This window comes from Dehalobacter sp. 12DCB1 (assembly GCF_004343605.1).
GTDB lineage: Bacteria > Bacillota > Desulfitobacteriia > Desulfitobacteriales > Syntrophobotulaceae > Dehalobacter.
Genome location: NZ_POSF01000015.1, coordinates 74,814 through 100,469, shown reverse-complemented (window position 1 = coordinate 100,469; position 25,656 = coordinate 74,814). Strand labels below are relative to the sequence as shown.

Annotated in this window: 20 protein-coding genes; all 20 read left to right on the top strand. The window is 45.0% G+C overall.

Annotation, left to right across the window (positions count from 1 at the left end):
* Positions 1-54 precede the first annotated feature (54 nt).
* The 20 genes from C1I38_RS09245 to lepB all read left to right on the top strand — a co-directional run bounded on the left by C1I38_RS09245 (position 55) and on the right by lepB (position 25,612).
* Positions 55-726: a hypothetical protein gene (locus C1I38_RS09245; protein ID WP_119775142.1), complete on the top strand. Its 672-nt coding sequence runs from the start codon at positions 55-57 to the stop codon at positions 724-726.
* On the top strand, positions 671-1,204 hold the full coding sequence (locus C1I38_RS09240) for an HD domain-containing protein (protein WP_119775140.1): 534 nt from the start codon (positions 671-673) through the stop codon (positions 1,202-1,204). Before C1I38_RS09245 ends, C1I38_RS09240 begins: the two co-directional genes overlap by 56 nt.
* 151 nt (positions 1,205-1,355) lie before the next feature.
* Positions 1,356-2,366 (top strand): type I glyceraldehyde-3-phosphate dehydrogenase, encoded by a 1,011-nt coding sequence (gap, locus tag C1I38_RS09235; RefSeq protein WP_119775138.1) that lies wholly within the window; start codon positions 1,356-1,358, stop codon positions 2,364-2,366.
* A gap of 261 nt (positions 2,367-2,627) precedes the next feature.
* On the top strand, positions 2,628-4,355 hold the full coding sequence (gene pyk / locus C1I38_RS09230; RefSeq protein ID WP_119775136.1) for a pyruvate kinase: 1,728 nt from the start codon (positions 2,628-2,630) through the stop codon (positions 4,353-4,355).
* A gap of 99 nt (positions 4,356-4,454) precedes the next feature.
* Positions 4,455-5,216 carry a DeoR/GlpR family DNA-binding transcription regulator gene (locus C1I38_RS09225; protein ID WP_119775135.1) on the top strand — a complete coding sequence of 254 codons (762 nt, stop codon included), beginning with the start codon at positions 4,455-4,457 and terminating at the stop codon, positions 5,214-5,216.
* Between the two features lie 212 nt (positions 5,217-5,428).
* Entirely contained in the window at positions 5,429-6,514 is a 1,086-nt protein-coding gene (locus tag C1I38_RS09220) for a MinD/ParA family protein (protein WP_020492535.1), read from the top strand.
* A gap of 125 nt (positions 6,515-6,639) precedes the next feature.
* On the top strand, positions 6,640-8,175 hold the full coding sequence (locus C1I38_RS09215; protein ID WP_119775133.1) for a peptidoglycan DD-metalloendopeptidase family protein: 1,536 nt from the start codon (positions 6,640-6,642) through the stop codon (positions 8,173-8,175).
* A 185-nt stretch (positions 8,176-8,360) separates the two neighbouring features.
* Entirely contained in the window at positions 8,361-9,218 is an 858-nt protein-coding gene (locus tag C1I38_RS09210) for a DegV family protein (protein WP_119775132.1), read from the top strand.
* Positions 9,219-9,360: 142 nt separating this feature from the next.
* The gene (gene miaB, locus C1I38_RS09205) at positions 9,361-10,695 is read left to right on the top strand and encodes a tRNA (N6-isopentenyl adenosine(37)-C2)-methylthiotransferase MiaB (protein ID WP_119775131.1); all 1,335 of its coding nucleotides are present in this window, start codon (positions 9,361-9,363) and stop codon (positions 10,693-10,695) included.
* The gene (gene mutS, locus C1I38_RS09200; RefSeq protein ID WP_119775130.1) at positions 10,692-13,244 is read left to right on the top strand and encodes a DNA mismatch repair protein MutS; all 2,553 of its coding nucleotides are present in this window, start codon (positions 10,692-10,694) and stop codon (positions 13,242-13,244) included. Before miaB ends, mutS begins: the two co-directional genes overlap by 4 nt.
* A 915-nt stretch (positions 13,245-14,159) precedes the next feature.
* Positions 14,160-15,830 carry a hydantoinase/oxoprolinase family protein gene (locus tag C1I38_RS09190; protein ID WP_119775128.1) on the top strand — a complete coding sequence of 557 codons (1,671 nt, stop codon included), beginning with the start codon at positions 14,160-14,162 and terminating at the stop codon, positions 15,828-15,830.
* Complete coding sequence (locus C1I38_RS09185) at positions 15,827-17,158, top strand: histone deacetylase (protein ID WP_119775127.1); 1,332 nt, start codon at positions 15,827-15,829, stop codon at positions 17,156-17,158. The genes C1I38_RS09190 and C1I38_RS09185 overlap by 4 nt, the downstream gene beginning before the upstream one ends.
* Complete coding sequence (mutL, locus tag C1I38_RS09180) at positions 17,148-19,193, top strand: DNA mismatch repair endonuclease MutL (protein ID WP_119775126.1); 2,046 nt, start codon at positions 17,148-17,150, stop codon at positions 19,191-19,193. Before C1I38_RS09185 ends, mutL begins: the two co-directional genes overlap by 11 nt.
* Before the next feature lie 93 nt (positions 19,194-19,286).
* Positions 19,287-20,117, top strand: a complete 831-nt coding sequence (locus C1I38_RS09175; RefSeq protein WP_119775125.1) for a class I SAM-dependent methyltransferase — start codon at positions 19,287-19,289, stop codon at positions 20,115-20,117.
* Positions 20,114-21,055 (top strand): tRNA (adenosine(37)-N6)-dimethylallyltransferase MiaA, encoded by a 942-nt coding sequence (gene miaA / locus C1I38_RS09170; RefSeq protein WP_119775124.1) that lies wholly within the window; start codon positions 20,114-20,116, stop codon positions 21,053-21,055. Before C1I38_RS09175 ends, miaA begins: the two co-directional genes overlap by 4 nt.
* Before the next feature lie 46 nt (positions 21,056-21,101).
* Complete coding sequence (gene hfq / locus C1I38_RS09165; protein ID WP_119775123.1) at positions 21,102-21,347, top strand: RNA chaperone Hfq; 246 nt, start codon at positions 21,102-21,104, stop codon at positions 21,345-21,347.
* A 243-nt stretch (positions 21,348-21,590) separates the two neighbouring features.
* The gene (locus C1I38_RS09160) at positions 21,591-22,493 is read left to right on the top strand and encodes an AAA family ATPase (protein ID WP_119775122.1); all 903 of its coding nucleotides are present in this window, start codon (positions 21,591-21,593) and stop codon (positions 22,491-22,493) included.
* A gap of 80 nt (positions 22,494-22,573) precedes the next feature.
* Positions 22,574-23,623 carry an ACR3 family arsenite efflux transporter gene (arsB, locus tag C1I38_RS09155; protein ID WP_119775121.1) on the top strand — a complete coding sequence of 350 codons (1,050 nt, stop codon included), beginning with the start codon at positions 22,574-22,576 and terminating at the stop codon, positions 23,621-23,623.
* Between the two features lie 139 nt (positions 23,624-23,762).
* A complete protein-coding gene (locus C1I38_RS09150) occupies positions 23,763-25,037 on the top strand; it encodes a methionine gamma-lyase family protein (RefSeq protein WP_119775120.1) in 1,275 nt (424 codons plus the stop codon).
* A gap of 41 nt (positions 25,038-25,078) precedes the next feature.
* Positions 25,079-25,612 carry a signal peptidase I gene (lepB, locus tag C1I38_RS09145; protein ID WP_119775119.1) on the top strand — a complete coding sequence of 178 codons (534 nt, stop codon included), beginning with the start codon at positions 25,079-25,081 and terminating at the stop codon, positions 25,610-25,612.
* The last annotated feature ends 44 nt before the right edge of the window (positions 25,613-25,656 follow it).

Here is a 25,656-nt window from a genome sequence, read left to right as displayed (position 1 = left end):
AAGCAGTGAAATAAATATGCTCTTGTTCTTTACAATCTATTCTTTTTGGGCTGGATGCTGGAATCGGGATTTGCCTGGATCGTCCATAGAAAATTTATCAATAGAGGCTTTTTAGCCGGATTCTTTTGCCCGCTTTATGGTTTCAGCGCTGTTTTAGTTCTTCTTTCTTCTGAATGGGCGAATTTTGTCTTTGAAAACTCACCATCCGCAGTACTGATCAGTATTTTGATGGCTGTCCTGCTCGTTACCGAATTGGAATATCTGACAGGGTTTCTTCTGGAAAAAATATTTCACTGCAAATGGTGGGACTACAGCAACAAAACTGCCAATTTAAAGGGGTATATTTGTCTCGAATATTCTGTACTCTGGGGTTTGCTGGCTTTTGTGCTGCTCCGGTATGTTCATCCGGTCATTTCTGCATGGGTACTCTTGATACCGGCAGAAGTCAAGGCGTGTCTGGTCATTGCACTTGTTATCTACTTCTTTACGGATACGGCAAAATCTATCGTTGATGCGCTGAACCTCAGGGAAGTCATTTTGAATTATGCCAACATCCCGGTAATCAAGTATCGAGAAAATGTATTGAAATACAAACGGTTTTTCCTGGCTTTTCCACGCTTGATGGTTTTGAATGCGGGTATTATTAACCGCGATGTAAGGAGCATTCTGAATGAAAGGCTTAACAAAATTAAGATCGAACTTAAAAACAAGTTCCAGTGGTTTTGAAGAATACCGGGACTGTATTCAGGAATTGATTATTAATGAAAAACTGTATGTCATGGAGAAGTATATTCATCATAATCAAAGTACCTGTCTAGAACACAGCTTTTCCGTGTCCTACACTAGTTTTATTCTTTGTCGTACACTCGGGCTCGACTTTCGGTCTGCGGCGCGGGGTGGACTCCTGCACGACTTTTTTCTGTATGACTGGCATACGACGAAACCGGAAAAGGGGTTGCATGGATTTACCCATCCTTCAGCTGCCCTGGAGAATGCCGGAAGGTATTTTATTTTGAATGATGTGGAAAAGGACATTATTATCAAACATATGTGGCCCTTAACTGTGAAAACGCCGCGCTACATAGAATCGTTTATCGTCGCCTTCGCAGATAAATACTGTACACTGTATGAAATTGTTGTTCCAAAATCAGCGATAACAAGTAAGGGTCGTTTAAAAACGCTGATGATTAACAACCATAATTAGAGAGAAAAATGAAAGATTTATTTTTTTCTGGGGATGCTATATTCATATGCAAATACCCAAACAAAAATGTGCGAATTAACATTTTAAAGCAGGAATATGTTCATTCACACGGAATATATATGTTTAAATAAACATTTGGAGGATGAGAACTATGGCGGTAAAAGTAGCAATCAATGGTTTTGGTAGAATCGGAAGGCTTTGTATGAGAGCTTTTCTTGAATCTTCAGGGGATTTGGAAGTCGTTGCAGTGAATGATCTTGGCAAAGCAGATATGCTGGCGCATTTGCTGAAATACGATTCTACCCACGGTACACTGCCTTACGATGTTATCGTCGAAGATGGTGTGATGAAGGTCAAAGGAAGCACCATCAAACTTTTGGCTGAAAAGAACCCGGAAGAGCTGCCCTGGAAAGAACTTGGCGTCGATGTCGTGATTGAATCAACCGGAAGATTTGTGGACAGGGAAGGCGCTGGTAAACACCTGAAAGCAGGGGCTAAAAAGGTTGTAATTTCTGCACCCGGTAAAGATGAAGATATCACGATTGTGATGGGTGTCAATGATGATCAATATGATCCTGCCAAACATCATATTATTTCCAATGCTTCCTGTACCACCAATTGTCTGGCTCCTGTTGCAAAAGTGATTATGAAAGAATTTGGCATCGAGCAGGGAATGATGACAACAACGCACTCCGTGACCAATGACCAGAGAATTTTAGACTTTGAGCATTCCGACTGGCGCAGAGCCAGAGCTGCATTCCAGTCAATGATCCCGACAACTACAGGAGCGGCCAAAGCCGTGGCCCTTGTTTTGCCAGAACTCAAAGGAAAGCTGAACGGTCTAGCAGTAAGAGTCCCGACACCGAATGTGTCTTTGGTCGATTTTGTTGTGAATGTCAGCAAAACAACGACGAAGGAAGAAGTTAATGCCAAACTTAAACAAGCTGCAGAAGGTGAACTTAAAGGAATTCTTTCCTATAACGAATTGCCCCTTGTTTCGAGCGATTATAACGGTAATAACGCCAGTTCAATTGTTGACGGACTGTCTACAATGGTTATCGGGGATAAGATGGTCAAAGTCCTGGCCTGGTATGACAATGAATCCGGCTATTCCAACAGGGTTATCGATGTGATCAAGATGATGGCTGCTCGCGGCTTCTAATATTTATATTCTTGATTGATTCGCTAGATAAGTAGCCATATCTTGAGCTAGTCTCCATAATGGATAGCCGCTTTCGGCTATTGTGCCTTCCATGGCACAAATAGCCGCGCTTCGCATCCATGCTCCGCTTGGCACCGGCCATCCATTACGGAGACCTAGTCTGGAGTTTTTGAATGTTTTCTTTGAAGTTTAAGTAAAGGAGTTCAAGTAGTTAGTTTGGAAACATCGTGCTAGCCAAATTCAGCGAGAGAGGGCAAAAATATGCGAAGAACCAAGATCATTTGTACGATCGGTCCCGCCAGTGAGCATCCGGATAAGATCAGGCAGCTGATTCAGTCCGGCATGAATGTTGCCAGACTGAATTTTTCTCACGGCAGCCATGAGGAACATGGGAAAACCATTGCGAACCTCAGGGCTGCTGCAGAGCAAGCCGGTGTTAATCTTGGAATCTTGCTGGATACCAAAGGTCCGGAAATTCGTACGGGTTTGGTTTCTGAGCAGGGGATTCAGCTGGAAAAAGGGAACGTATTTATTCTTGATCAGGATGAAAGCCTTGGTTCTACAGCAAGGGTCTTTGTGAGCTATCCGGATCTCTGGACCCAGGTTGTGCCCGGAAATCATATTCTGCTGAGTGACGGGCTGCTTGACCTGGAAGTCACCTCAGCTGCAAATGGACAAATCACGACGGTCGTCAGGAACGGGGGCCTGCTGAAATCCCAAAAAGGAGTCAATGTTCCTGGTGTCAGTATTTGTCTGCCTGCGCTCACGTCAAAAGATATCAACGATATTCAGTTCGGTTTGCGTAACGGGATTGATTTTATCGCAGCTTCCTTTGCCCGCAAGGCTTCGGATATCCTGGAAGTGCGGAAAATCGTCGAGGAAGCGAATGCTGCAGTAAAGATTATCGCTAAGATCGAAAGTCACGAAGGTATCAGTAACATCGATAGTATTTTGGAAGTTGCCGATGGCATTATGGTAGCCCGGGGAGACCTTGGTGTGGAAATCCCGGTGGAAGAAGTTCCAATTTATCAAAAAGAGATTATTTGCAAATGCAATGCCTTGGGCAAAACAGTCATCGTAGCGACGCAGATGCTGGAATCGATGACGCATCAGCCGCGTCCGACCAGAGCAGAAGCAAGTGATGTTGCGAATGCAATTTTAGACGGTACAGATGCGATCATGCTCTCTGGTGAGACTGCAGCCGGCGAATTTCCGGTCGAAGCAGTGCAGACGATGGATAAAATAGCGCGCAAGGCCGAAGGGATATTCTTTAAGACCAGTTCCCCGTTGGAAAAAGGTCGCAATATTGTGGAAGCGATCGGTCATGCCAGCTATACGATAGCAACGGATCTGAATGCGGCCGCGATCATTACCCCGACCCAGTCCGGGAAAACAGCCAGGATGATTTCCCGTTACCGGCCCAAGTCACTGATCATCGCGACAACGCCTTATTCCGAAGTAGCGAGAAGCTTGGCCCTCAGCTGGGGTGTTCATACCATCATTGTCCCGGAAAGTACAGGAACGGATCAACTGCTATCGGTTGCCGTCACAAGATCATTGGATCAGAAATTAATTCAAACCGGCGATGTTGTTGTGCTGACTGCGGGTGTCCCGGTCGGCAAAGTTGGCACGACCAATCTAATCAAGGTCCAGGTCGTCGGAAATGTGCTGACAAGAGGAACCGGGATTGGACGAAGAGCGTATTCGGGGAAAGCAAGCAAAGTTAGCGATCCGGAAAAATTCAGCCAAGGAGATATTTTTATAGCACCTTTTACAGATGTAGAGCAGCTTCCGGTTATAGTGAAAGCCGGTGCACTTGTGGTTGAACACGGAGGACTGACCTCACATACTGCCATCGTCGCTTTGGAGTATGGGATTCCGGCAATCGTCGGAGCGGATGATGCTGTACAGAAGATCCAGGAAGGTGTTTTAATTACAGTAGACGCCTTGTCTGGTGTTATCTATGAGGGTTCTGTTGCAATACTGTAAAGAAAAGAATTGACCTGACAGATCTAGTATCTGTTAAACTTAAATTAACGTTAACGTGGCAATAGCATAAAATCCATATGTAAAGCTGGAGGTGGGTAGTTGACAGCAGGCAGACAGGAAAAAATCAGATATTTGCTCCAAAAACACGGACATTTAACGGTAGCGGAACTGGCTGTTGAGTTTAACGTTTCCGAAATGACCATACGCCGTGATCTTAAACAACTCGCTTTGATGGGCTTGATTCAGCGGGAACACGGCAAAGCCATTTATCCTCAAAACCCTCAAATTAAGAATACCGTTTTTGCTACTCGGCTCGGCGAAGCCCAAAGTGAAAAGCTTAACATTGGCCGTGCAGCCGCTGATCTGATTAATGAAGGAGAATCCGTGATTCTGGATTCCGGAACAACGACGCTTGCGATTGCGCTTGCCCTTGATATAAAATGCACGGTTGTAACGAATTCCCTTGCCGTTGCCGAAATTCTCGGTATGCGTGAAGATATCACGACCGTCTTAACAGGCGGGGAAGTGCAAAGCACGACCTACTCGCTGCTGGGTCCGATGACCAGGGAGAACCTGGATGGTTTCTACGCGGACAAACTTTTTCTATCGGCAACCGGCATCAGCACGGAAAAAGGCCTTTCAACATCAAGCATGATTGAATCCGAAGTTAAACAGGCCATGATCACTTCGGCCAGAGAAATTATTCTTGTTGCTCACAGCGCGAAACTTGGTCATATTCTCTACCATACGTTTGCCAAATGGGAAAAAGTAAATAAATTTATCACCGATGCCGGAGCTTCCCCGGAGCAAATTAAAAAAATTGAACAATATGGTGTAAAAGTCATGATTACTTCCCCTTGAGTATTGTTCTCATATTATGCCATATGTACTCATGGATGATCCTCCCGTATGATCTGGTTAATCTTACTCATTACATATCCTATCAGAAAAATTTTAAAAACAGTAATATAAAAATGATTGCCCATCACAGTCATTTTTTTATAAGCGCAGAAGGGAACTTGTCCTTCGTTGTAGAAAAATATATAGCAAGTTCAGAATTCGGGAGGAAATTAATGAATCAGCCACAATTCTTTGCAGGTCAAAAACTTAATTTTACGACAAACTCCGAATTGTATCACGATATCTATACCGCAGAAATAAAAAATGTATTCCCTGACCGCTTGGAATTGGCAATCACATTGCATAAAGGTTATCTGCTGCTAATCCCGATTGGTACCGTGATACGCTGGCTGGTTCCCGATCCGAGAATCGTCCTTGCATCCGAAGTGATTTCCCGGCAGCCAGCTCAGCAGAGCTGGTGCGTTACGATTCCAACTATCCAGAGACAGCAAAAAAAGTCCAGAGTTATTGCAATCGGCAGTGGTAAGGGCGGAGTTGGCAAAACTTCACTCACCATCAATTTGAGTATGGCTTTAAGCCAACTTGGTAAAAAAGTCATTATCCTTGATGCCGATATTGGGATGGCCAATGTCGAATTACTGCTGAAATTGAACAATCCGCTGAACCTTACTCATGTCCTGAAAGGTGAGTGTACCTTAAAGGACACTCTGACTCCCGGCCCAGGAGGAATTAAGCTTCTGCCGGGTTCAAGCGGCATTTCGTCCTTAACAAATCTAAGCCCTATTCAGTTTAACCGCATCATATCTGGATTTGCAGATTTGGAAGGTGAATGTGATATCTTTCTGATCGACACCGGAGCAGGTATTTCGGAAGTCGTACTTAAATTTTTGGAGGCGGCGGATGACCTAGTGCTGATTACAACCACAGAACCGCACGCGATGATGGATACATATGGACTGACCAAAGCGCTGGCGTACCGCAATTCGAATATCCGTCCTTATCTGGTGATTAATCGCTGTGAAGATGAAGCCGAAGCGATAAAATGCTGTGAAACATTTAAGAAAGCTTCGTCCAAGTATCTCAAGCTGCAGCCGGAACTGATTGGCTGGATTTACGATGATAAAAAAGTCACAAAATCCTTAAAGAGTCAAAACCCCTTATTTTTATCTCAGCCTAATTCTGAATATGCAGGTCAGGTCCTCAGCATTGCCAAAACCCTTCTTGGGAAAAGAGTAACCCATGAACGGTCCACCGGAATCCTATCCTTTATCAATAAAATTAAAAGAAATTTTGCCTAGAAAATAAGGAAATTTTCAAGGAATGAATGCGTAGGTCAACGAATTGGAAAATTTCTGTATTTTCTTAAGGCTTAATTAATGGTATCATATAGCAGAGTACGAATGACAAGCCAAGGGGGGCGAGAATGATTAGTAGAAAGATAAATAAAAATTATCTGGACAAAGTCAGACAAAAATTAAAAAAAGCGAATACTGCAGAGGCTTTGGCTAAGCAAGCGAAAAGAATAAAATTTGGCGTCGTAAACTTAGCAAATAAAATCGAATATAAAGAAATTTTTTCGAAGACAGCAGCAAAGATTAAAAATATTTCCTGGAAATCTCCAAAAACGATCGGGATCACCGTGCTGGCTTTGGCAGTGATTTTCAGTAGTTGTTTTTATTTTAGCTCGACAACTCCGGCAGTAGGTATTGTTGTAAACGGCAAAAACATTGGTTATGCAGCAAGTAAATCTGAGGCTAAACAACTGGTTCAAGAGGTTCTTACCCAGCAGGGGAGTACAGCTGGAACCGTTGCTCAGACCAGCGATACCATAGAATATAAAAGTCTAAGATTAAAGAATGAAGATTATACCGGGCCGGTGTCTAAAGATGTTTTGGCAAGTGCCATTAAGCCGTATGTCAATGGCTATGGGTTACAGGTGAATGGCAAAGTCGTGGTTGTTTTAGCCAGTGAACAAGACATCAATACTTTGTTGAAAAAGTATGAGGATTATCAGACGAAGCCTTCGAAAAATAATACTGTTTCTTCAGTCAAAATTGTTGAACCGGTCTCCAAAATTGCATCAAAGGTTCACCCGGGTGAAGTCAAGACAATTGATGCTGCTTTGGAAATCTTGGTTAAAGGCGATGTAGCAGAAACCATTTATACCATTCAAGAAGATGATTCTTTATGGCTGATTGCCCGTAAGAACAATATGCTGACGGATGAAGTAATTGCTGCTAACCCGGGATTTACTGAAGACTCAATCATTCAGCCAGGACAGAAAATCAAGCTTGTTCAAACAAAGCCTTACCTTACAGTACGAAGTGAAGGTACGAAAGTAGTCAGTGAGGTTGTTCCGTTTGATGTGGTTTCCAAGACGGACAGAAGTCTCAGCTATGGCAAGAGTATCATTAAGCAGGCGGGTAAAGATGGTGAAAAGGCCGTTACATATTCGTATGTTGAGGAAAATGGTAAAATGATCGAAAAACAGGTTATTAAGGAAGAAGTCCTCAGTAAACCTGTAAATCAGATTGTTGCCAAAGGACCTGGCCGCTCAATTGTCTATGTGGGGACATCCCGCGGATCCGGCAGTATTTCCGGTTTAAGCTGGCCCATCAGTGGAGGCATTACCTCCTATTATGGTTCTCGTCATGGAAGCTTCCATACTGGAATCGACATTGATGGAGTTACCGGCCAGCCCTATTATGCAGCTGCTTCCGGTACAGTGGTTGAAGCCCGCTGGGATGGCGGGTATGGATACTGTATCGTTATCGACCATGGTAATGGTGTTTCCACACGGTATGGTCATTCTTCCAAACTACTTGTGGGTGTCGGAGAAACTGTTTCCAAGGGCCAACATATTGGCAATGTAGGCTCAACCGGTAATTCGACAGGATCACACCTGCATTTTGAAGTAATCATTAACGGCAGTACTGTAAATCCTTTGAACTATCTCTAAAAACAGGAATGGAATAGCGCTTGGACAAGCGCTATTTTTTTTTAAACTGTCTAAGTCTATCGGAAAGATGTACAGTACATCTTTCCGATAGATCTAAGTGTAACCTAAGTTTCCCAAAAAACTTGACAAACAGGATGTAATTGGTAGGATTATTTATAGTATCATTTTTTGGATGGAGTGATAGCATGCCATTTCAGATCGTAGTAGACAGCGCTTCAGATATCCCAAGAGATTTAGCTGAAAAAATTGGGATTGTTGTTGTCCCAATGCCGGTAAATATTGATGGGGTTACCTATGCAGAAGGAATCGATATTTTTCCGGACAAATTCTATGCTGACTTCAAAAACTATAAAGAACTCCCGAAGACTTCGCAGCCTAATTTGAATCTCTTAAAAGATGCCTACGAAAAAGTATTAGCTGAAGGTAAAGAAGTCATTGCCATACACCTGTCTTCCGGCTTAAGTTCAACTTGTCAAACGGCAGTGATGGTGCGGGAAATGTGCAGCGCTCCGGAAAAAATACATATCATCGACAGTCTTGGTGCATCTTTGGGATTCGGGCTGCAGGCCATACTTACGTCAGAAATACTGTTGCATACCGATATCTGGCAGGAGATTGAACCCCAAATCATGGAGATTAGAAATAAAATGCGGTACATTTTTACCATTGATACGCTGGAATACCTTGTCAAAGGCGGAAGATTAAGCAAAACAGCCGGATTTGTTGCCGGACTTCTGGATGTTAAACCAATTTTGCACATGAATGTGGAAGGGAAAATTGATGTATTCAACAAAGTCAGATCCAGAAAAGCTGCGATCCGCAAGCTCATCGAAATCATGAAAAATGAAATCGTCGAAGCAGAAAAGCAAGTAATCGGGATTTCTCATTCGGCGTGTATGGAAGAAGCCGAAGCCCTGGCTGAAGAAATTAAAAATGCACTGCCTGTCAAAGACGTGATTATTAGTGATATTGGTTGTGTTGTAGGCAGTCATGTCGGACCGGGAACGCTGGCACTTTACTACCAGTCCGTTTCGAAAATGTAATAAACCGGGTAGGTCTGAAGGCCACAATACACAGCGGAACTGTGGCCTTCAGACTGATCATAAGTTTTTAAGTAAGTCTTCATAGCAACAGTTTTTATCTGCATAAATATTATAGCTTTCAAGCAGAGGATTGATTGAATACATGTCGAACAAAATGAATAAGAAAGTGTGTACGATTTCGTATGGCTGTCAAATGTCCGAGCGGGATGCCGAGACCTTGACGGCCATTTCGGAAAAAAACGGGTACGAGCGTACAAAGAACCCTGAACAGGCCGATTTGGTTATCATTAATACCTGCTGTGTCAGAGAAAGCGCCGAAAATAAAATTATTGGCAAAATCGGTCAATTGAAAAAACTGAAAGAAAAAAAACCGCAGCTCAAGATTGCGGTTGCCGGATGCATGATTCAACAGCCCGGCCTGCTGGAAAAACTCCAAAAAAGAGCCCCTCATGTCGATATCTGGACAGGGACCTTTGATCATCATCAATTTGAAGGTTTGCTGAAAACAGCGGATCGGGGCGGAAGAGCCTCGCTTGTTTCCGAGGCGGCCTGTGAAACTACTGAGGTTGTTCCTTTGGCTGAAAAAGGAAAGCTTCGGACCAATGTCAACATTATGTATGGCTGTGACAATTATTGTGCCTATTGCATTGTTCCTTATGTCAGGGGAAGAGAACGCAGCCGGCCGATGGACGTCATTCTGGACGAAATCAGGGCACTTGTCGAGAATGGCTGCCGTGATGTGACCTTGCTCGGTCAGAATGTCAATTCCTACGGGAAAAAAGACGGTTTTGCGTATGATTTTTCCGATTTACTGACTGAAATTGATCAAATTGAAGGGCTTTACCGAATCCGGTTTATGACCTCTCATCCGAAAGATTTCAGTGATAAGTTGATTGAGACGGTAGCCCGCGGTGAGCATATCTGTGAGCACTTCCATCTGCCGTTCCAAGCCGGAAGCAATCAAGTGCTGACGGCAATGAACAGAGGGTATACCAGGGAATATTACCTGGAAAGAATTGCGCGTATTCTGGAAATTGTACCCGAGGCCCGATTGACAACCGATATTATTGTTGGGTTTCCCGGAGAAACGGAAGAAGATTTCGAACTGACGCTTGATCTTGTCAATACAATGCCTTTCAACCAGGCTTTTACCTTTATGTTTTCCAAACGATCCGGGACGGCGGGGGCGTTGCTTCCGGATCAGGTTCCGCTCGATATCAAGAAAAACCGTCTGCAGAGACTGATGTCGCTTCAAAATTCTCAGAGTCTGAACTGGCGCCAGAAAATGATTGGCAACCGCTATGGAATTCTAGTGGAAGGACCCAGTAAGTCGGATCCTAAATATTTAACAGGCCGTACCAGAGGAAATGAGATCGTTGTATTTGAAGGCAGGGAGGACTTGGTTGGTTCGCTCGTTTCGGTTATAATCAGATCTGCAAATTCCTGGACGCTTTTTGGGGAGCTAAGTGAGCCATGAATACACCCATGCTGCAGCAATATCAAGAGATAAAGAACAGGGTACCGGATACAATCCTGTTTTTCAGGCTTGGCGATTTTTATGAAATGTTTGGCCAGGATGCCGAGACCGCTGCTCCGGTTCTGGAAATCGTGCTAACGGCGCGAGACGCAGGCAAGGGCCAGAAAATACCCATGTGCGGAGTTCCGCATCATGCCGTGGATGGTTATCTTCTGAAATTGGTCACTGCCGGATTTAAAGTTGCCATTTGTGAACAAATGGAAGATCCTCAAGCCAGTAAAGGAATTGTCAAAAGAGACATTGTCCGGATTGTGACGCCGGGTACGCTGGACAGTATCAGCTCGGAAACAAAGAATAACTTTCTGGCGTGTGTATATAAGGAGAAAACGTGGGCGCTCGCTTATCTCGACATCACAACCGGTGATTTTCGGATCATGGAGACGCCTTCCATTCAGATACTGCAGGCGGAATTAAACCGTATTGCACCTTCCGAACTTATCCTGTCCAAGGACATTGCGATGCTGCCCAAACTATTTACGGATTATTATCTGACAGCGATCGAAAAAAATTTGTTCCAGAGGACGGCTGAACTTAGTGAAAGATTTAAGAAGCAGGCAGAGCTTTTGCAGCAAATGCCGGTTGCCTGCAAAGCTGCCGCCGGACTCTGGCAGTATATCAGTCAAAATATTCCTAACTCGGGACAGGAACATATTCTGCGCATTTCGGTGAGCCAAAGCAGCACGACAATGGTTCTCGATAAATGGACCAGAAGGAATCTTGAACTTGTCGAATCACTGCGAACCAGCGATGAGAAAGGGACTTTATTTTCTACCTTGAATTTAACCAAAACGGCCTTTGGAGCCAGACTGCTCAGAAACTGGGTGCAGCAACCCTTACGCGATCCTGAAAGCATTAATGAACGACTGGCTTCCGTCGAAGAGTTAACGCTGAATACTTTTTTACGCCAAGATATACAAAAAGCTTTGACAACAGTGTATGACCTGGAAAGACTGCTTGGAAAACTGTCCCTAGGCAAAGCAAGTCCCCGGGATCTGCTGGCGTTGGGCAGCACGTTATCCTGCCTGCCTAAGGTCAGGGATTGCATCACTGACAACGGTTCTCAAAAATTGGCTAAATACCTGCCGTCCTTGGCAGGACTTGATGACCTTGCACAGGAACTGCTTGCGGCCATAAATCCTGAAGCACCATACTCTCCGAAGGACGGGAATATTATTCAGAACGGCTATTCAGCAGAAATTGACAGTTTAAGGGCGATATCTTCCGGCGGCAAAGAATGGATTGCCCGCCTCGAAAACCAGGAAAGAGAACGTACCAAAATCCGTTCGTTGAAGATCGGCTTCAATAAGAACTTTGGGTACTTTATCGAAATTACCAATGCGAATGCTCATTTGATTCCGGATGATTATCAGCGAAAACAGACGCTGGTTAATGCCGAGCGATTCATCACCCCGGAATTAAAGGAATACGAGCAGCGCGTTCTGACTGCGCAGGACAAACTCAGTGATCTCGAATATCAGCTGTTTTCTATACTTCGGGACAAGGTTCTGGCTTGTTCGCTGCTGATCATTAACGCTGCCCAGTCGCTGGCTGAAATCGATGTTTTTGTCTCGTTGGCCGGAACAGCCATTCAGAACAACTATGTCAAACCGGAAATACGCTCCGATGGGATCATTCATATTGTTGAGGGACGGCATCCGGTTGTGGAAAGAATCTGTGATACGTTTGTTCCGAATGATACTTATCTTACCCGTAATAAGCACCTTGCTCTGATTACCGGCCCCAATATGGCCGGGAAATCGACCTATATGCGCCAGGTAGCCCTGATCGTTTTAATGGCCCAGATCGGTAGCTTCGTGCCTGCCCAGAAGGCCGCCATTTCGATTGCCGACTGTATTTTTACCCGGGTAGGAGCCGCCGATAATCTGGCGGCAGGGCAAAGCACATTTATGGTCGAAATGAACGAAGTTGCCCATATCCTCAAAAATGCCACGGCGGACAGTCTGATCATTCTGGACGAAGTCGGCAGGGGAACAGCCACGTTTGACGGTCTCAGTCTAGCCTGGGCCATTGCCGAGTACCTGGTTGAAAACCCTGACATTAAAGCCAAAACGTTATTTGCGACGCATTACCACGAGCTAACCGAATTGGAAGAACGTTATCCTGAAGTTTTTAATCTGCATGTAGCTGTTAGGGAACAAGGGGACGACGTTATTTTCCTGCATAAAATACTTCCCGGCAAAGCTGACCGGAGTTATGGCCTTCATGTGGCGAAGATTGCCGGCCTTCCGCCTCATCTCTTAAAAAGGGCGGCCATCATTCTCGGTGAACTCGAAAATTCCCCGACCCAGCGCAAGATAGTAAAAGCTGTTGATGCCAATATGCTGCAGCCGTCACTGTTCGATAACCAGATCACGCATCCGATATTCAAGGAGCTTGAAGAACTCGATCTGGACAATCTTGCGCCGCGTCAGGCGATGGACTACTTGTATGATCTTATTAGCCGTGTTAAGGCGACGAAGATTATTTAATGGCATTTCTTGTGTGTTATTGTGTGATATCTTAATGAGGCCTTTCTGCATTCTTATGTTGTGGTCTTTTCGAAAACGAAAAACCTTTGTATGTGGCCAGTCTGGGTGCCACAATACCGCTTTCGGCTATTGCGCCCTCCGTGGCGCAAAAAGCCGCGCTGCGCACTCCATGCTCCGCTTGTCGCGGAACTGTGGCACCCAGACTGATCATAAGGCTGTTCGGGTAGTTTTACTTGCCAAAATGTGTCTCGATTAGTCGGAGCTTTGAAGGCTAGAGGTTTTAGAATATGGTATGCTCCTATAAACCTTTATTGGATTACCTGAACTGGTATCAAAGTTAACCAAGGTTCTTGCTAATTTTGCTCCAACCTTAGGAGTGATTCCTGGTTACGAATCACCAAAATTTAGATTTTTGCAAGGTAGAGGAGAGATAACTATTGGGCATAATGGCCCTGCAACAACATTATGGGAGTTTTTAATTCATGCTGAAGACTCTCGATATCCAATCTATTTAGATGGAAGCCTGTACTCTAAAGAAGATTTATTACTTACCGCAGCTCAGTTGCTTTCTCATATTCCACATGAAGTGAGGCGTTGGGTTGGAGAAGAAGGAAGACAGAAAATATGGTATATGTGCTTACAAGCAGGACTTGATCCTGGCATATAAAGCTTAAAATGATACGTAACTTGATAATAATATTGTCTGCGTAATCAGTAATAGTGTTAGCGGAGCACGATGCGGAGCGCGGCTTTTTGCGCCACGGAGGGCGCAATAGCCGAAAACGTTACTGATTGCGCAGACCAACCCCATACAAAAATGATTTGAGCAATAACAAAACTGCTTACACAAACATGACCCAAACAATGATTTAATTTGATATGAACAAACTACATTTAAAAAAAGGAGGAGATAACATGGCCAGCCTTATTGGCATCGATGTGGGCGGAACGTTTACCGATGCTGTCATGATCACGAATGGCGTGATCGAGCGTAAGGGTAAAATTCCGACCAATCAGGATGACATTCTGAATACACTTATCAGCGCCCTGGATTATCTCCAAATTTCCAAGGCTAAGAACATCGAAACCATTACCGTCAGTACGACGCTTGTAACAAATGCGATTATGCAAAAACACCTTCCTGAGGTTGAACTGATCCTTTTCCCGGGGACCGGGATGAAGCTCTCCTCATTGCCTTGGCCGGTGGACTACAGTGTCTTAACCGGTGTTTTGGATTATCGGGGAAGGGTCGTTGTGCCAGCGGATCAATCAGAGTGGCAGACGCTTGCTGAAAAATTGAATCAACAATCCGTTAAGCCGCTTACGGCCATTGTCAGCAAATTCTCCCATCGCAACAATGTCTTTGAGGAGCAGCTGGCAGCCTATTTGCATAGAGAGGTACCCGGAATTACGACAGCTCTGGGAAACCAGTCCGGAAAATCCAATTTCTACCGTAGAACGCTGACGACCTATCTCAACCTGGCCGCAACAGAATTGTTTCAGAACTTTGCTTATCAGTTGAAAATGGCGGTTGAGGCAAGGGGATGCCGGGCGCCGATTCGGGTACTAAAGGCGGATGGTGGGGTCTTGCCGCTGGCAAAGATCAGACCGGTTGAGTCGATTTACTCCGGACCAGCGGCAAGTGTACTTGGAACGCTCGCCCAGAGCAATCCGGAGGAATCCTATGTCGTTGTTGATATCGGCGGAACCACGACCGATATAGGGCTCGTACTATCCGGATCTCCGTTAATCAGCACCCACGGTGCGCAGATCGGACCCTTCCTGACAAATGTCCGTTCCCTGGCTGTACGTTCAGCCTCTATTGGAGGGGATTCAGCTGTCTGTCTGGATCAGGGAGAGATTATGCTGGCCGACTACCGCTTAGGTCCTGCCTACTGCATAGGAGGAATCAGCCCGACACCTACGGATGCGCTGCGCTACCTGAATCTGACGGATTACGGTGATCTGCAGCGGGCTGAAGAAGCACTTGGCATGCTCCTGCCCGAGAACCAAAGAACAGCATCTGATCTGCGCCGGACAGCAGAAATCATCGTTGAGAAAATGGTTGAAAAAATTGCCCGGGCCATTCAGCAGCTGCTAGAAGAATGGAAAACCGAGCCGGCCTATAAGGTCTGGGAAGTCCTCCATCATCATGATGATTTTAAATTCTATATCCAACTCAGCGGAGGAGGAGCACCGGGGCTTGAGGCAGCACTCGAGAACAGGATGAAGATGAGAACGGTTTTGACTAAATTCTCGGAAGTCTCCAATGCGATCGGAGCAGCGATGGCTAAACCAACCTTTTCCTGGACGCTCCACCTGGATACGAAGTTCTCCATTTACAGGATAGAGGAAACCGGGGAGCAAGGTATTTGGACCGGACCAAAAAAACCCCATCGGGAAGTAGAAAATTTTTTAAAAGAATTAGCGCAAAAACAGGCAGCCGGTCTTGGAATAGAAACAGACGACTTGGAGAAAGAGATCTTTGATTATTTCCCGCTGGTTGAGAATTATCATACGGTTGGTCAGATTGTCAAAGGTGCGATGCATGTTCCGCCGGGAGTCATTGGGAGGATACAGTCATGAACAAGACAGGAATTATCTTTTTTCCGGCTTTTGACTGGTCTCTTGGGGAATTCCATCCTGAACGGGAAGAACGCTTGCTTTACACCCAGGAACAGATCTTTGAAGAAGGGATCATGGATCTTCCCCAGGTCAGACAATACTCTCCCGGGGTGGCGGATCTCTTTGATGTTTTACGAACCCAGGCGATTTTTCCGGATTTCCAACAGCATAATCTCGATGCCCATCTGATAGCTGTTGGCAGTTCGCTGGTTCTGGGCAACGCGCTGATGAAAAAAGAAATCACGAACGGCTTTGCGCTGGTACGCCCGCCAGGCCATCATTCTGGAGCGACAGTTTGGGGAAACAGAGGATTTTGCACCCTAAATAATGAGGCTATTCTAATTAATGTCCTCCGAGCCAAATACGGCATCAAAAAAATTGCCGTCATTGACACGGATGTTCATCACGGTGACGGGACGCAGGATATTTTTTATCATGATCCGAATGTTTTATATATATCGATCCATCAGGACGGCAGAACCATATTTCCCGGAACCGGATTTACGGAAGAAAAAGGCGGGCCGAATGCCTGGGGATCCGTGCTGAATATCCCGCTTCTGCCGGGAGTCGGCGATGAAGGTTTTCTCTATGCGCTGGAAAACTGGATTATGCCTGCAGTGGAAGTCTTTAAACCGGATCTGATCATCAATTCCGCCGGACAGGACAACCATTTCACGGATCCGTTGGCTTCGATGAATGTGACGGCCAGAGGTTATGGCAAAATCACTGAAATGATCAAGCCTGATCTTGCAGTACTGGAAGGCGGATACGCGATTGAAGGCGCACTGCCTTATATCAACATGGCTATTTTCCTGGCGCTGGCCGGAGAAGATTATTCCGGGGTGGTGGAGTCGCAGAAGCCTCAGAATACTGAAATTGGCGGTGATACGATCCGCTCTTTTCTGACCGATCTGAAAAGAACGAATGAGGCTGTCCGGCCTTCCTGGGCTTTCCGTAAAGAACCGTTTTTGCCGGCAGGTGACTGGGTATATTCCGAGAAAAGTATTTATTATGATACGGACGGATTTAAAGAGAACCGCAGGGAATACATCCGCAAATGCAGTCATTGCGGGGGGACGGTGCTGATGATATCCCAAAAACCGTCGGTTTTTCAGAAAGCGGTACTTGTCAGAATTCCGTTTGAAGCATGTCCCGATTGCGAACAAGCTGGATACGACCTGGCAGAAACTTTTCAGAAATCAGAAAAAACTGTTTTACTGCAAAATCAACTAAGAAATCAAGTCCATTTATGGACAGACGGCAGGGAAGTGAATCCATTTGGCGGCTAGAATTAAGCTCCTTGATGAGCATTGCATTAACCAGATTGCAGCCGGCGAGGTTGTGGAAAGGCCTCTTTCCGTAGTCAAAGAACTGGTCGAAAATGCCCTGGATGCCGGTGCCCGAAAAATAGATATCAGTGTAGAGGGCGGAGGTACGGCGCTAATCAGAGTGAAAGACGACGGCGCTGGAATTCTAGCTGAAGATTTGCGTCTAGCAGTTCTTCCGCATGCTACCAGTAAAATATCGGCAATTACAGACCTCGATGACCTCAGAACATTAGGCTTTCGCGGAGAAGCACTGCCGAGCATCGCTTCGGTATCCAAATTGAGTATTATGACGCGGACACCGGATGATGTTGCAGGACAGGAATTAAAAGTTGAGGGCGGCACGTTTCTTTCCATGACGGAAATCGGATGCCCGTCGGGTACAGTCGTAACTGTCAAAGACTTGTTTTATAATACACCGGCCAGACACAAGTTCCTGCGTTCAGCCGTTACGGAGTTTGGCTGGATTTCCGACATGGTTGGCAGGCTTTCCTTAGCTAGACCTGATGTTGCTTTTTCCCTGCGTCACCCGAATAGTATCTTACTGCATACGCCTGGAAACGGCAGTCTTCTCGAGGCCATAGCAGCCGTCAGTGGCAATGATGCTGCCCGTAAAATGCTGCCGATATCCTACCAGGATGAAAGCCTTGAGATTTTCGGTTATGTCAGCATGCCGGAGCATGTCAGGTCGTCACGCAGCGGTCTTACCTTTTTTGTTAACGGCAGGGTGATCCGTTCCCAGTTAATGAATCAGGCCATTAAAGACGGTTATCATACGCTGATTCCCGCCAATACCTATCCGGTATGCGTTATTTCGCTGAACCTGCCTCCTTCGGATTATGACGTGAATGTCCATCCCGCCAAACTGGAAATCAAATTTAAAGAAGAAAAAAACTTAAGCAGAAAGATTGCGGAGGTTATCCGGAAAAACCTTCTGGACAGTTTTCCAATGCGGAAATATTCCTTTACGGGAAAAACAAGGACATCGGAATCCACTCCGGCTGAATCCAGTCCATCTCACTGGGAACAACTCAAGATATTATACCGACCGCTGGAACCGAATAGGTCAGATCAAAGCTCTCCGGTGTGCGATCCTGATATACCAGTCATCCCAAAAGCTCAGTCTTTCAGAGATGTAGAGAAGATAAAAGAACATCATTACCCATACCTTAAAGAACAACTGTCTGAACCACAGTCAGACCAGACAGACTACATTTCTGACAGATTATCCGGGGGTATACTAGAAAGTGCACCTAATCAGGTTCCAGAGCGTATTTCTGATACAATTTCTGATCGTAATCCGGGGATTGCTACGAACCGCGATCTTGAGCGCATCACCGACAGTATTTCAAAGATCTTCCCGGACGAAATGACTGAAGTATCTCACACTTCGCATCAGGATAAGGAAACCGTCCCGAAATTCCTGGAACTGAAGGCTGTCGGTCAAGTCTTTCATCTGTATATTCTTGCTGCAGACGACAAGAATCTGTATATTATAGACCAGCACGCAGCCCATGAACGTATCAGATACGAAAGCCTGCTCCGGCTTGCCAAACGAAGCGAAGCGGCAAGCCAGCTCCTTTTGATTCCGGAAACGGTAGAGCTTACAGTTCAGGAGGAGCAGATCCTGCTTGCGCATTTTGACGAACTGCACGGAATGGGCTTCATTTTTGAACACTTCGGAGACAGGACGTACTTTCTGCGAGGGGTCCCGCTGTTGGAAAACCTGGAATCACCGGGGAAGATGTTCAAGGCCTTTATTGATGAAATCCTGAACACATCTTTTTCTCCATCCTTGGAGAAACTTCTGGAAGAGTGGATCATGATGCTGGCCTGCAGGTCGGCTGTCAAAGGCAAAGAGCGCCTAATGGTTCAGGAAATGGATGAAATCATACAGAAATTGGGCAGAGCAGATAATCCTTACTCCTGTCCCCACGGCCGCCCTACGATCATTCAGATATCTGAGAAAGAACTCAATCATAAGTTTGAGAGGGAATAAAAAGAATTTAATTTCCAAATAATGATCAATTAAAGTGATCAAATAAATAAGATCAATGAGGCAGACAGGAAAATAGATTGATAGGATAATAGAATGGATCAAACGGATAATGTGATCGCCTATAAACGGTCAGATGAAAAACTTAAACTGCGGCTTGAAAAACTCAGTATGCAATCCGGAATAAAAATTGTTTCGATAGATACCTTATCAGAAGCTGATGATCTTCCGATGCTTCGTTACGTTAAACAGAAGCTCTGTCTTGAAGATGATGGAGAAAGGCTCTTTTTCCATCCAAGTATGGCGTTGTTAAGGATGATCAATATCTTACGCGGCGTGCCGGATCGTTTTCTTCAGGCCGTAAATCTTGAGGCCGGGGATATTTTTCTTGATGCGACCATGGGCCTTGCATCGGATACACTAATTGCTGCGTATGCGGCAGGCGGCAAAGGCAGCGTGATTGCTGTGGAAAGCTCACCGCTGATCCATTTTTTGGTTCAGGATGGTCTAGATCAGGTCAACCACTTTAAACCTGCCAAGAAAATGTCTCAGGAAAAAACTCAGGCCTGGACAGAATTGAGCCGGGCCGCTTCCCGAATTGAAACGGTCTGGGCAGATCATACCAGGATATTGGAAGGGCTGCCGGATGCATCTGTGGATGTCGTCTATTTTGATCCAATGTTCCGTGTTACGGTTAAAGAATCTTCCTCGATCCGGCCGTTGAAGAAATGGTCCGACCCGAATCCTTTGGACAAAGGCACAATCTGGGAAGCATGCCGCGTGGCCAGAAAAAGGGTTGTGTTGAAAGAGCGAAAAGGCAGCAGTGAATTTGCCCGGCTAGGTTTTTATGTTGAAGAGAAGAATAAATACAGCCCTGTGGATTTTGGTATCATTGATTTAGCCAGGGTGGGGGAGGGTTTCCAATGAAGCCCCTGATCGTTATTATCGGACCGACAGCAGTTGGCAAGAGTGCTCTTGGCGTCGAACTGGCACTCAGGCTGAACGGAGAAATCATTTCCGGAGATTCCGTTCAGGTTTACCGGAAGCTTGATATCGGATCAGCAAAACCATCGAAGGTTGAACAGAAGGGTGTGCCGCATCATCTGATCGATCTGCTTGATCCGGCTGAACCGTTTACAGTGGCAGGATTCCAGTCTCAGGCCAGAAAGTGGATTGAGAATATTCAAGCCAAAGGGAAAATCCCGATTGTCGTTGGTGGAACGGGACTTTACATTCGTTCAATTTTAGATGAATTTGAATTTCCAGAAGAAGGATCGGACCCAATCAAGCAAAAATGGCTGGCTTATACCAATCAGCATGGCAATAAGGAGCTGCATCAAAGACTCGCGAAATGTGATCGGGCTTCTGCCGAAAAACTTCATGTGAACGATACGGCAAGAATCGTCAGGGCCCTAGAGATCTTTGAATTAACCGGTAAACCATTATCTGAACAAAGGTCATACATGGAAAAAATGTACGCTGAATTGGATGAATCAGTCATTTATTTAGGGCTGACGGCTCCAAGAGATGTGATTTATGAACGAATTAATGAACGTTGCCAGAAAATGGTAGATTGTGGTATAATCGGAGAAACTTTACGTTTACTCCAGGAGGGCTATTCACCAAGGCTAAAATCTCTTCAAACCATCGGCTACCGTCATGTCGTTTATTTTTTGAGAGGTTTGGTCACCCAAAAAGAAATGCTGCGTCTGCTTCAGAGAGATACCAGACACTTTGCCAAAAGACAATTAACCTGGTTTAGGAGGGATCCTCGAATCAAATGGTATGACGTCACAGAATGTTCGGCTCAGCAAATTCTTGACGAAATTTGCGATTCTCTTGACTTGCACAGTGATGGAAACTAAGGTAAAATTAGACAATAAGAAAAATGGTGATGGAGGTAAGAAATAAATGAATAAATCACCGATAAACTTGCAGGATGTTTTCTTGAACCAAATCCGCAAGGATAACATACCTGTTACGATCTATTTGGTCAATGGATTCCAGCTTAAAGGATTAGTCAAAGGTTTTGATAATTTTACGGTTGTTCTGGACTACGAAGGCAAACAACAAATGGTATATAAACATGCCATTTCTACCATAATGCCAATGAGACAAGTCAATTTAAATGCCTTAGTCGGGGAAGTGACTGAGTAAATTTCCTGCTGGGGCCATCATTGGACTGGGACATATAGCTGATAGATATAGCGGATAGATATCACTGAGACATAGAACTGAAAAAAATGAACAGAAATGAATGAAAAGAACGTCGTGTTATGTACCCTACATAGCACGATGTTTATTTTTCTTATTATTTATATTTTTTCCAGATTAATGATTCACCTTTTTTGCGCTGCGTTATATATATATAATGACGTTCTTATAGGGGGTGCTTCTTTTGTGTCCATTAAGATAACCTTCAGATCAAATCTTCCGCCGGTGCTCCAAACCCAGCCACTGACATCAGAGCCTGAGTTGCCGGACTATGCCGGCAGCAGTAACAAAAAGACTGAAGAAATCATCACGGAACTCGATAGTTTAATTGGCTTAGAGTCAGTAAAAAAACTGATTCATGAGCTGTATGCTTTTGTAGAAATCTGTAAACGAAGGGAAAAAGAGAAACTGAATACCGAGCCTTTAGTCTTACATACGGTTTTCAGCGGGAATCCGGGTACAGGAAAAACCACAGTGGCAAGGCTGATCGGAAGATTGTTTAAGGAAATGGGCGTCTTGCCGAAAGGACATATTATCGAATGTGAAAGAGCAGATCTTGTCGGGGAGTATGTCGGACATACAGCCAATAAGACCAGAGAATTGGTTAAAAAGGCGCTCGGCGGAATCCTGTTTATTGATGAAGCCTATTCCCTGGCAAGGGGTGGGGAAAAAGATTTTGGCAAGGAAGCAATTGATGCCTTAGTCAAAGCGATGGAAGACCATAAGGATAATCTTATCCTTATCCTTGCCGGATATAAGGTTGAAATGGATGCGTTTATAAAGACAAACCCCGGTTTGCGGTCGCGCTTTCCACTACATATCGATTTTCCGGACTACTCTCTGGATGAACTGATGTCTATTGGTGAGCAGATGTTGACAGACAGGCAATATACATTTTCTCCGCAGGCAAAAATTGTGTTCCGAAGAAACCTGCAGGATATGAATGACATGCAGCCTTATTCCGGTAATGCCCGGATGGTGCGCAATTTCGTCGAAAAAGCGATTCGCAGGCAGGCCGTCAGGCTCTACAGGCAGGCGAATCTGTCCAGGGAGGATTTAATGTGTATCAAAGAAGTGGATCTTTCTTGATCGGGGGACATTTGCCCTTTTACATATCAATGAGAACAAGATACAATATGCCTATAACCACATAAATCCGGAGGAATAAAATGGAAAATGAAAATCAATTAAGATTATTATTTTTAGACCGATTTTTGACGCTTTGGATCTTTATTGCAATGGCTATTGGTGTCTTCGGAGGTTATCTGTTCCCCAACCTTGCCGTATCGTTGGGTGAGTTCAGCACGGGTACGATTTCCTGGCCGATTGCCATCGGGCTGATCGTAATGATGTACCCTCCGCTGGCCAAGGTAAAATATGAAGAGATCGGCAAAGTCGTACAAAATAAAAAGGTCTTCAGCTTTTCACTGCTTCAGAACTGGATTATCGGACCTGTTTTGATGTTTGTGCTGGCTATCGTGTTTTTGAGAGATATGCCAGGTTATGCTATTGGTTTGATCATCATCGGTTTAGCCCGATGTATTGCCATGGTCATTGTCTGGAATACGCTCGCGAAGGGTGATAACGAGTATTGTGCCGCACTCGTGGCCCTGAACTCCATATTCCAAATACTCTTGTATTCGGTCTATATCTATCTTTTTGTTACTTTAATTCCGAAATGGCTTGGCCTTTCCTGGGGCGGGCAAATCGTAGATGTTTCGATATGGGATGTTGCTAAAAGTGTTCTGATTTATTTGGGGATTCCTTTTGCAGCGGGTTTTATTACTCGTTTTACACTGATTCGAGTTAAGACAAGAGAATGGTACGAGAATGTATTTATCCCTAAAATTTCACCGTTAGCTCTGATTGCCCTGCTCTATACAATCATTATTATGTTTATGACCAAAGGGCAGGAGATTGTCACCAATCCAATGGGAGTCGTAAGAATAGCCATTCCCTTATTGATCTATTTTGCGGTTATGTTTTTTGTCAGCTTCTTTATGTCTTACAAAAGCGGCTTTCAATATGACCAGACGGTAACACTGGCTTTTACAGCAGCAAGCAATAACTTTGAACTGGCGATTGCGGTAGCTGTAGCGGTGTTCGGCATCGCCTCCGACGTAGCTTTTACAGCCGTTATTGGACCATTGGTGGAGGTGCCGGTCATGATTGGCCTGGTGAATTCAGCACTCGCCTTAAAGCGCAAATATTATGACTAGAAGGGTTGGCCACGTAGGTATAAAGGAGAGATTTAACCAAATGAAGTCTAATGTGTCTATGCCTTAATCGTCAAGTTATTTTTTTCGTATATTGAAAAGTAAGCCAATCCAATGTAGTATTTTAGAAGAACTTTACTTAATGGAGGATTGTTTTTTGTCCGATTTGAATTTATCCGCAAAAATTACAGACGCGCTGTGCTATGCTGAACAGGCTTTGACAAAACAAACCTGTATCATAAATCCAATCATTGAGAAGAACCATCGACGTGTGCTCAAAGCTTTCCAGGATGCCAGAGTCTCAGCTTATAATCTGAACGGAACAACCGGCTACGGACTAGGCGATTCCGGGAGAGAAAAACTTGACATGGTCACTGCATCCATTATGGGCACCGAAAAAGCTATCATCAGGCACCAGTTTGTATCAGGTACCCATGCGATTGCCTCAGCGCTCTTTGGTGTTCTCCGGCCCGGAGATCATTTTATTTCTGTTACCGGGATGCCGTATGATACGCTTCAGCAGGTGATCGGAATTAAAAACAACATTTCCGGCAGCCTGGCTGATTGGGGTGTGTCCTTTGATATCCTGCCTTTGGATGCTGATAGTCAGATTCAAATGAAAAAACTGGCTGCGATGGTAACTCCGCAAACGAAGCTGTTTATCATCCAGCGTTCCAAGGGTTATGAATGGAGAAACTCTGTTTCCATTGCCCAGATCAGTGAATTTGTTGGCTATGCCAAAACGCATTTTCCGGAAATCGATATCTTCGTCGATAATTGCTACGGCGAGCTTGTTGAGGATCAGGAACCCGGACATGTGGGGGTAGACCTGCTGGCAGGATCACTAATCAAGAATCTCGGAGGCACGCTGGCCCCGACAGGCGGCTACATTGCCGGCAGAGAAGATTTGGTCACGAAAGCCGCGGCCAGGTTTACCGCACCTGGCATCAATGCCGATGTGGGAGCAACCCTCGATAATCTTCGACTCATGTACCAGGGATTGTACTTCAGCCCGCTGACGGTCAGTGAAGCGATCAAAGCCGCCGTTTTTTCTTCGGCCTTTTGGTCGAGACTGGGATTTGAAGTCCATCCGGGTCCGGAAGATCTGCGGACGGATATTATTCAGGCGATAAAACTGAATTCCAAAGAAAAACTGCTGGCCTTTTGCCAGGGTCTCCAGAAAGGTTCGCCGATCGATTCGCATGTTCTGCCGCTGCCTTCGGAGATGCCAGGCTATACGGACGAAGTAATCATGGCAGGAGGAACTTTCATTCAGGGAGCCACGAGCGAATTTTCTGCCGATGGTCCGATCAGAGCCCCTTATGCCGTCTATATGCAGGGCGCGATTTCTCATATCTATGTGAAGAACGCTAATATTTCAGCTGCACAAATGCTTGAACAAAATCAGCTGTTATAACGGTCTAAGCCAATAACGCGCCGGAAGCAGGGATCGTCAATATGGTAAGAATAAGACGCAATATGATAAAAAATCCATATAGCCAATTTCTTCAGGAAATCATTGAGATTATCCTGATCGTTTTTGCCTTGTCCTGGCTGCTAAAAACTTATCTGATCGGGTTTGCCCATCTTAAAGGAGCGGAAATGATGCCAACGCTTTCGCTGGACAGCCAGGTGCTGGTTGAAAAATATTTTCACCGCAGCATTGACACCTTGGACAGGGGAGATGTCATTCTCTATTCAGATAACGGTGTAGAAAGCATCAAACGAGTAATCGGCTTACCAGGCGAGAAAGTAGAAATTAAAAACGGTTATACGTATATTAATAACAAACCAATTTACGAGCCTTATGCCAATACACCAAAAACCTATACATTTTCAACGGTTGTTGTGCCGGAAGACCATGTTTTTACGTTGAATGACAATCGGGCGAGCAAGAATGATTCCCGTTCCTTCGGCAGTGTCCCGATTCAGAGCATAGAAGGCAAAGCCCTGTTCTGCTACTGGCCACTGAGCAGTGTTCAAATCCTGTAGGGCCATGTCGATCCATCATTTTAGATTGACAAGGTACTATTTTT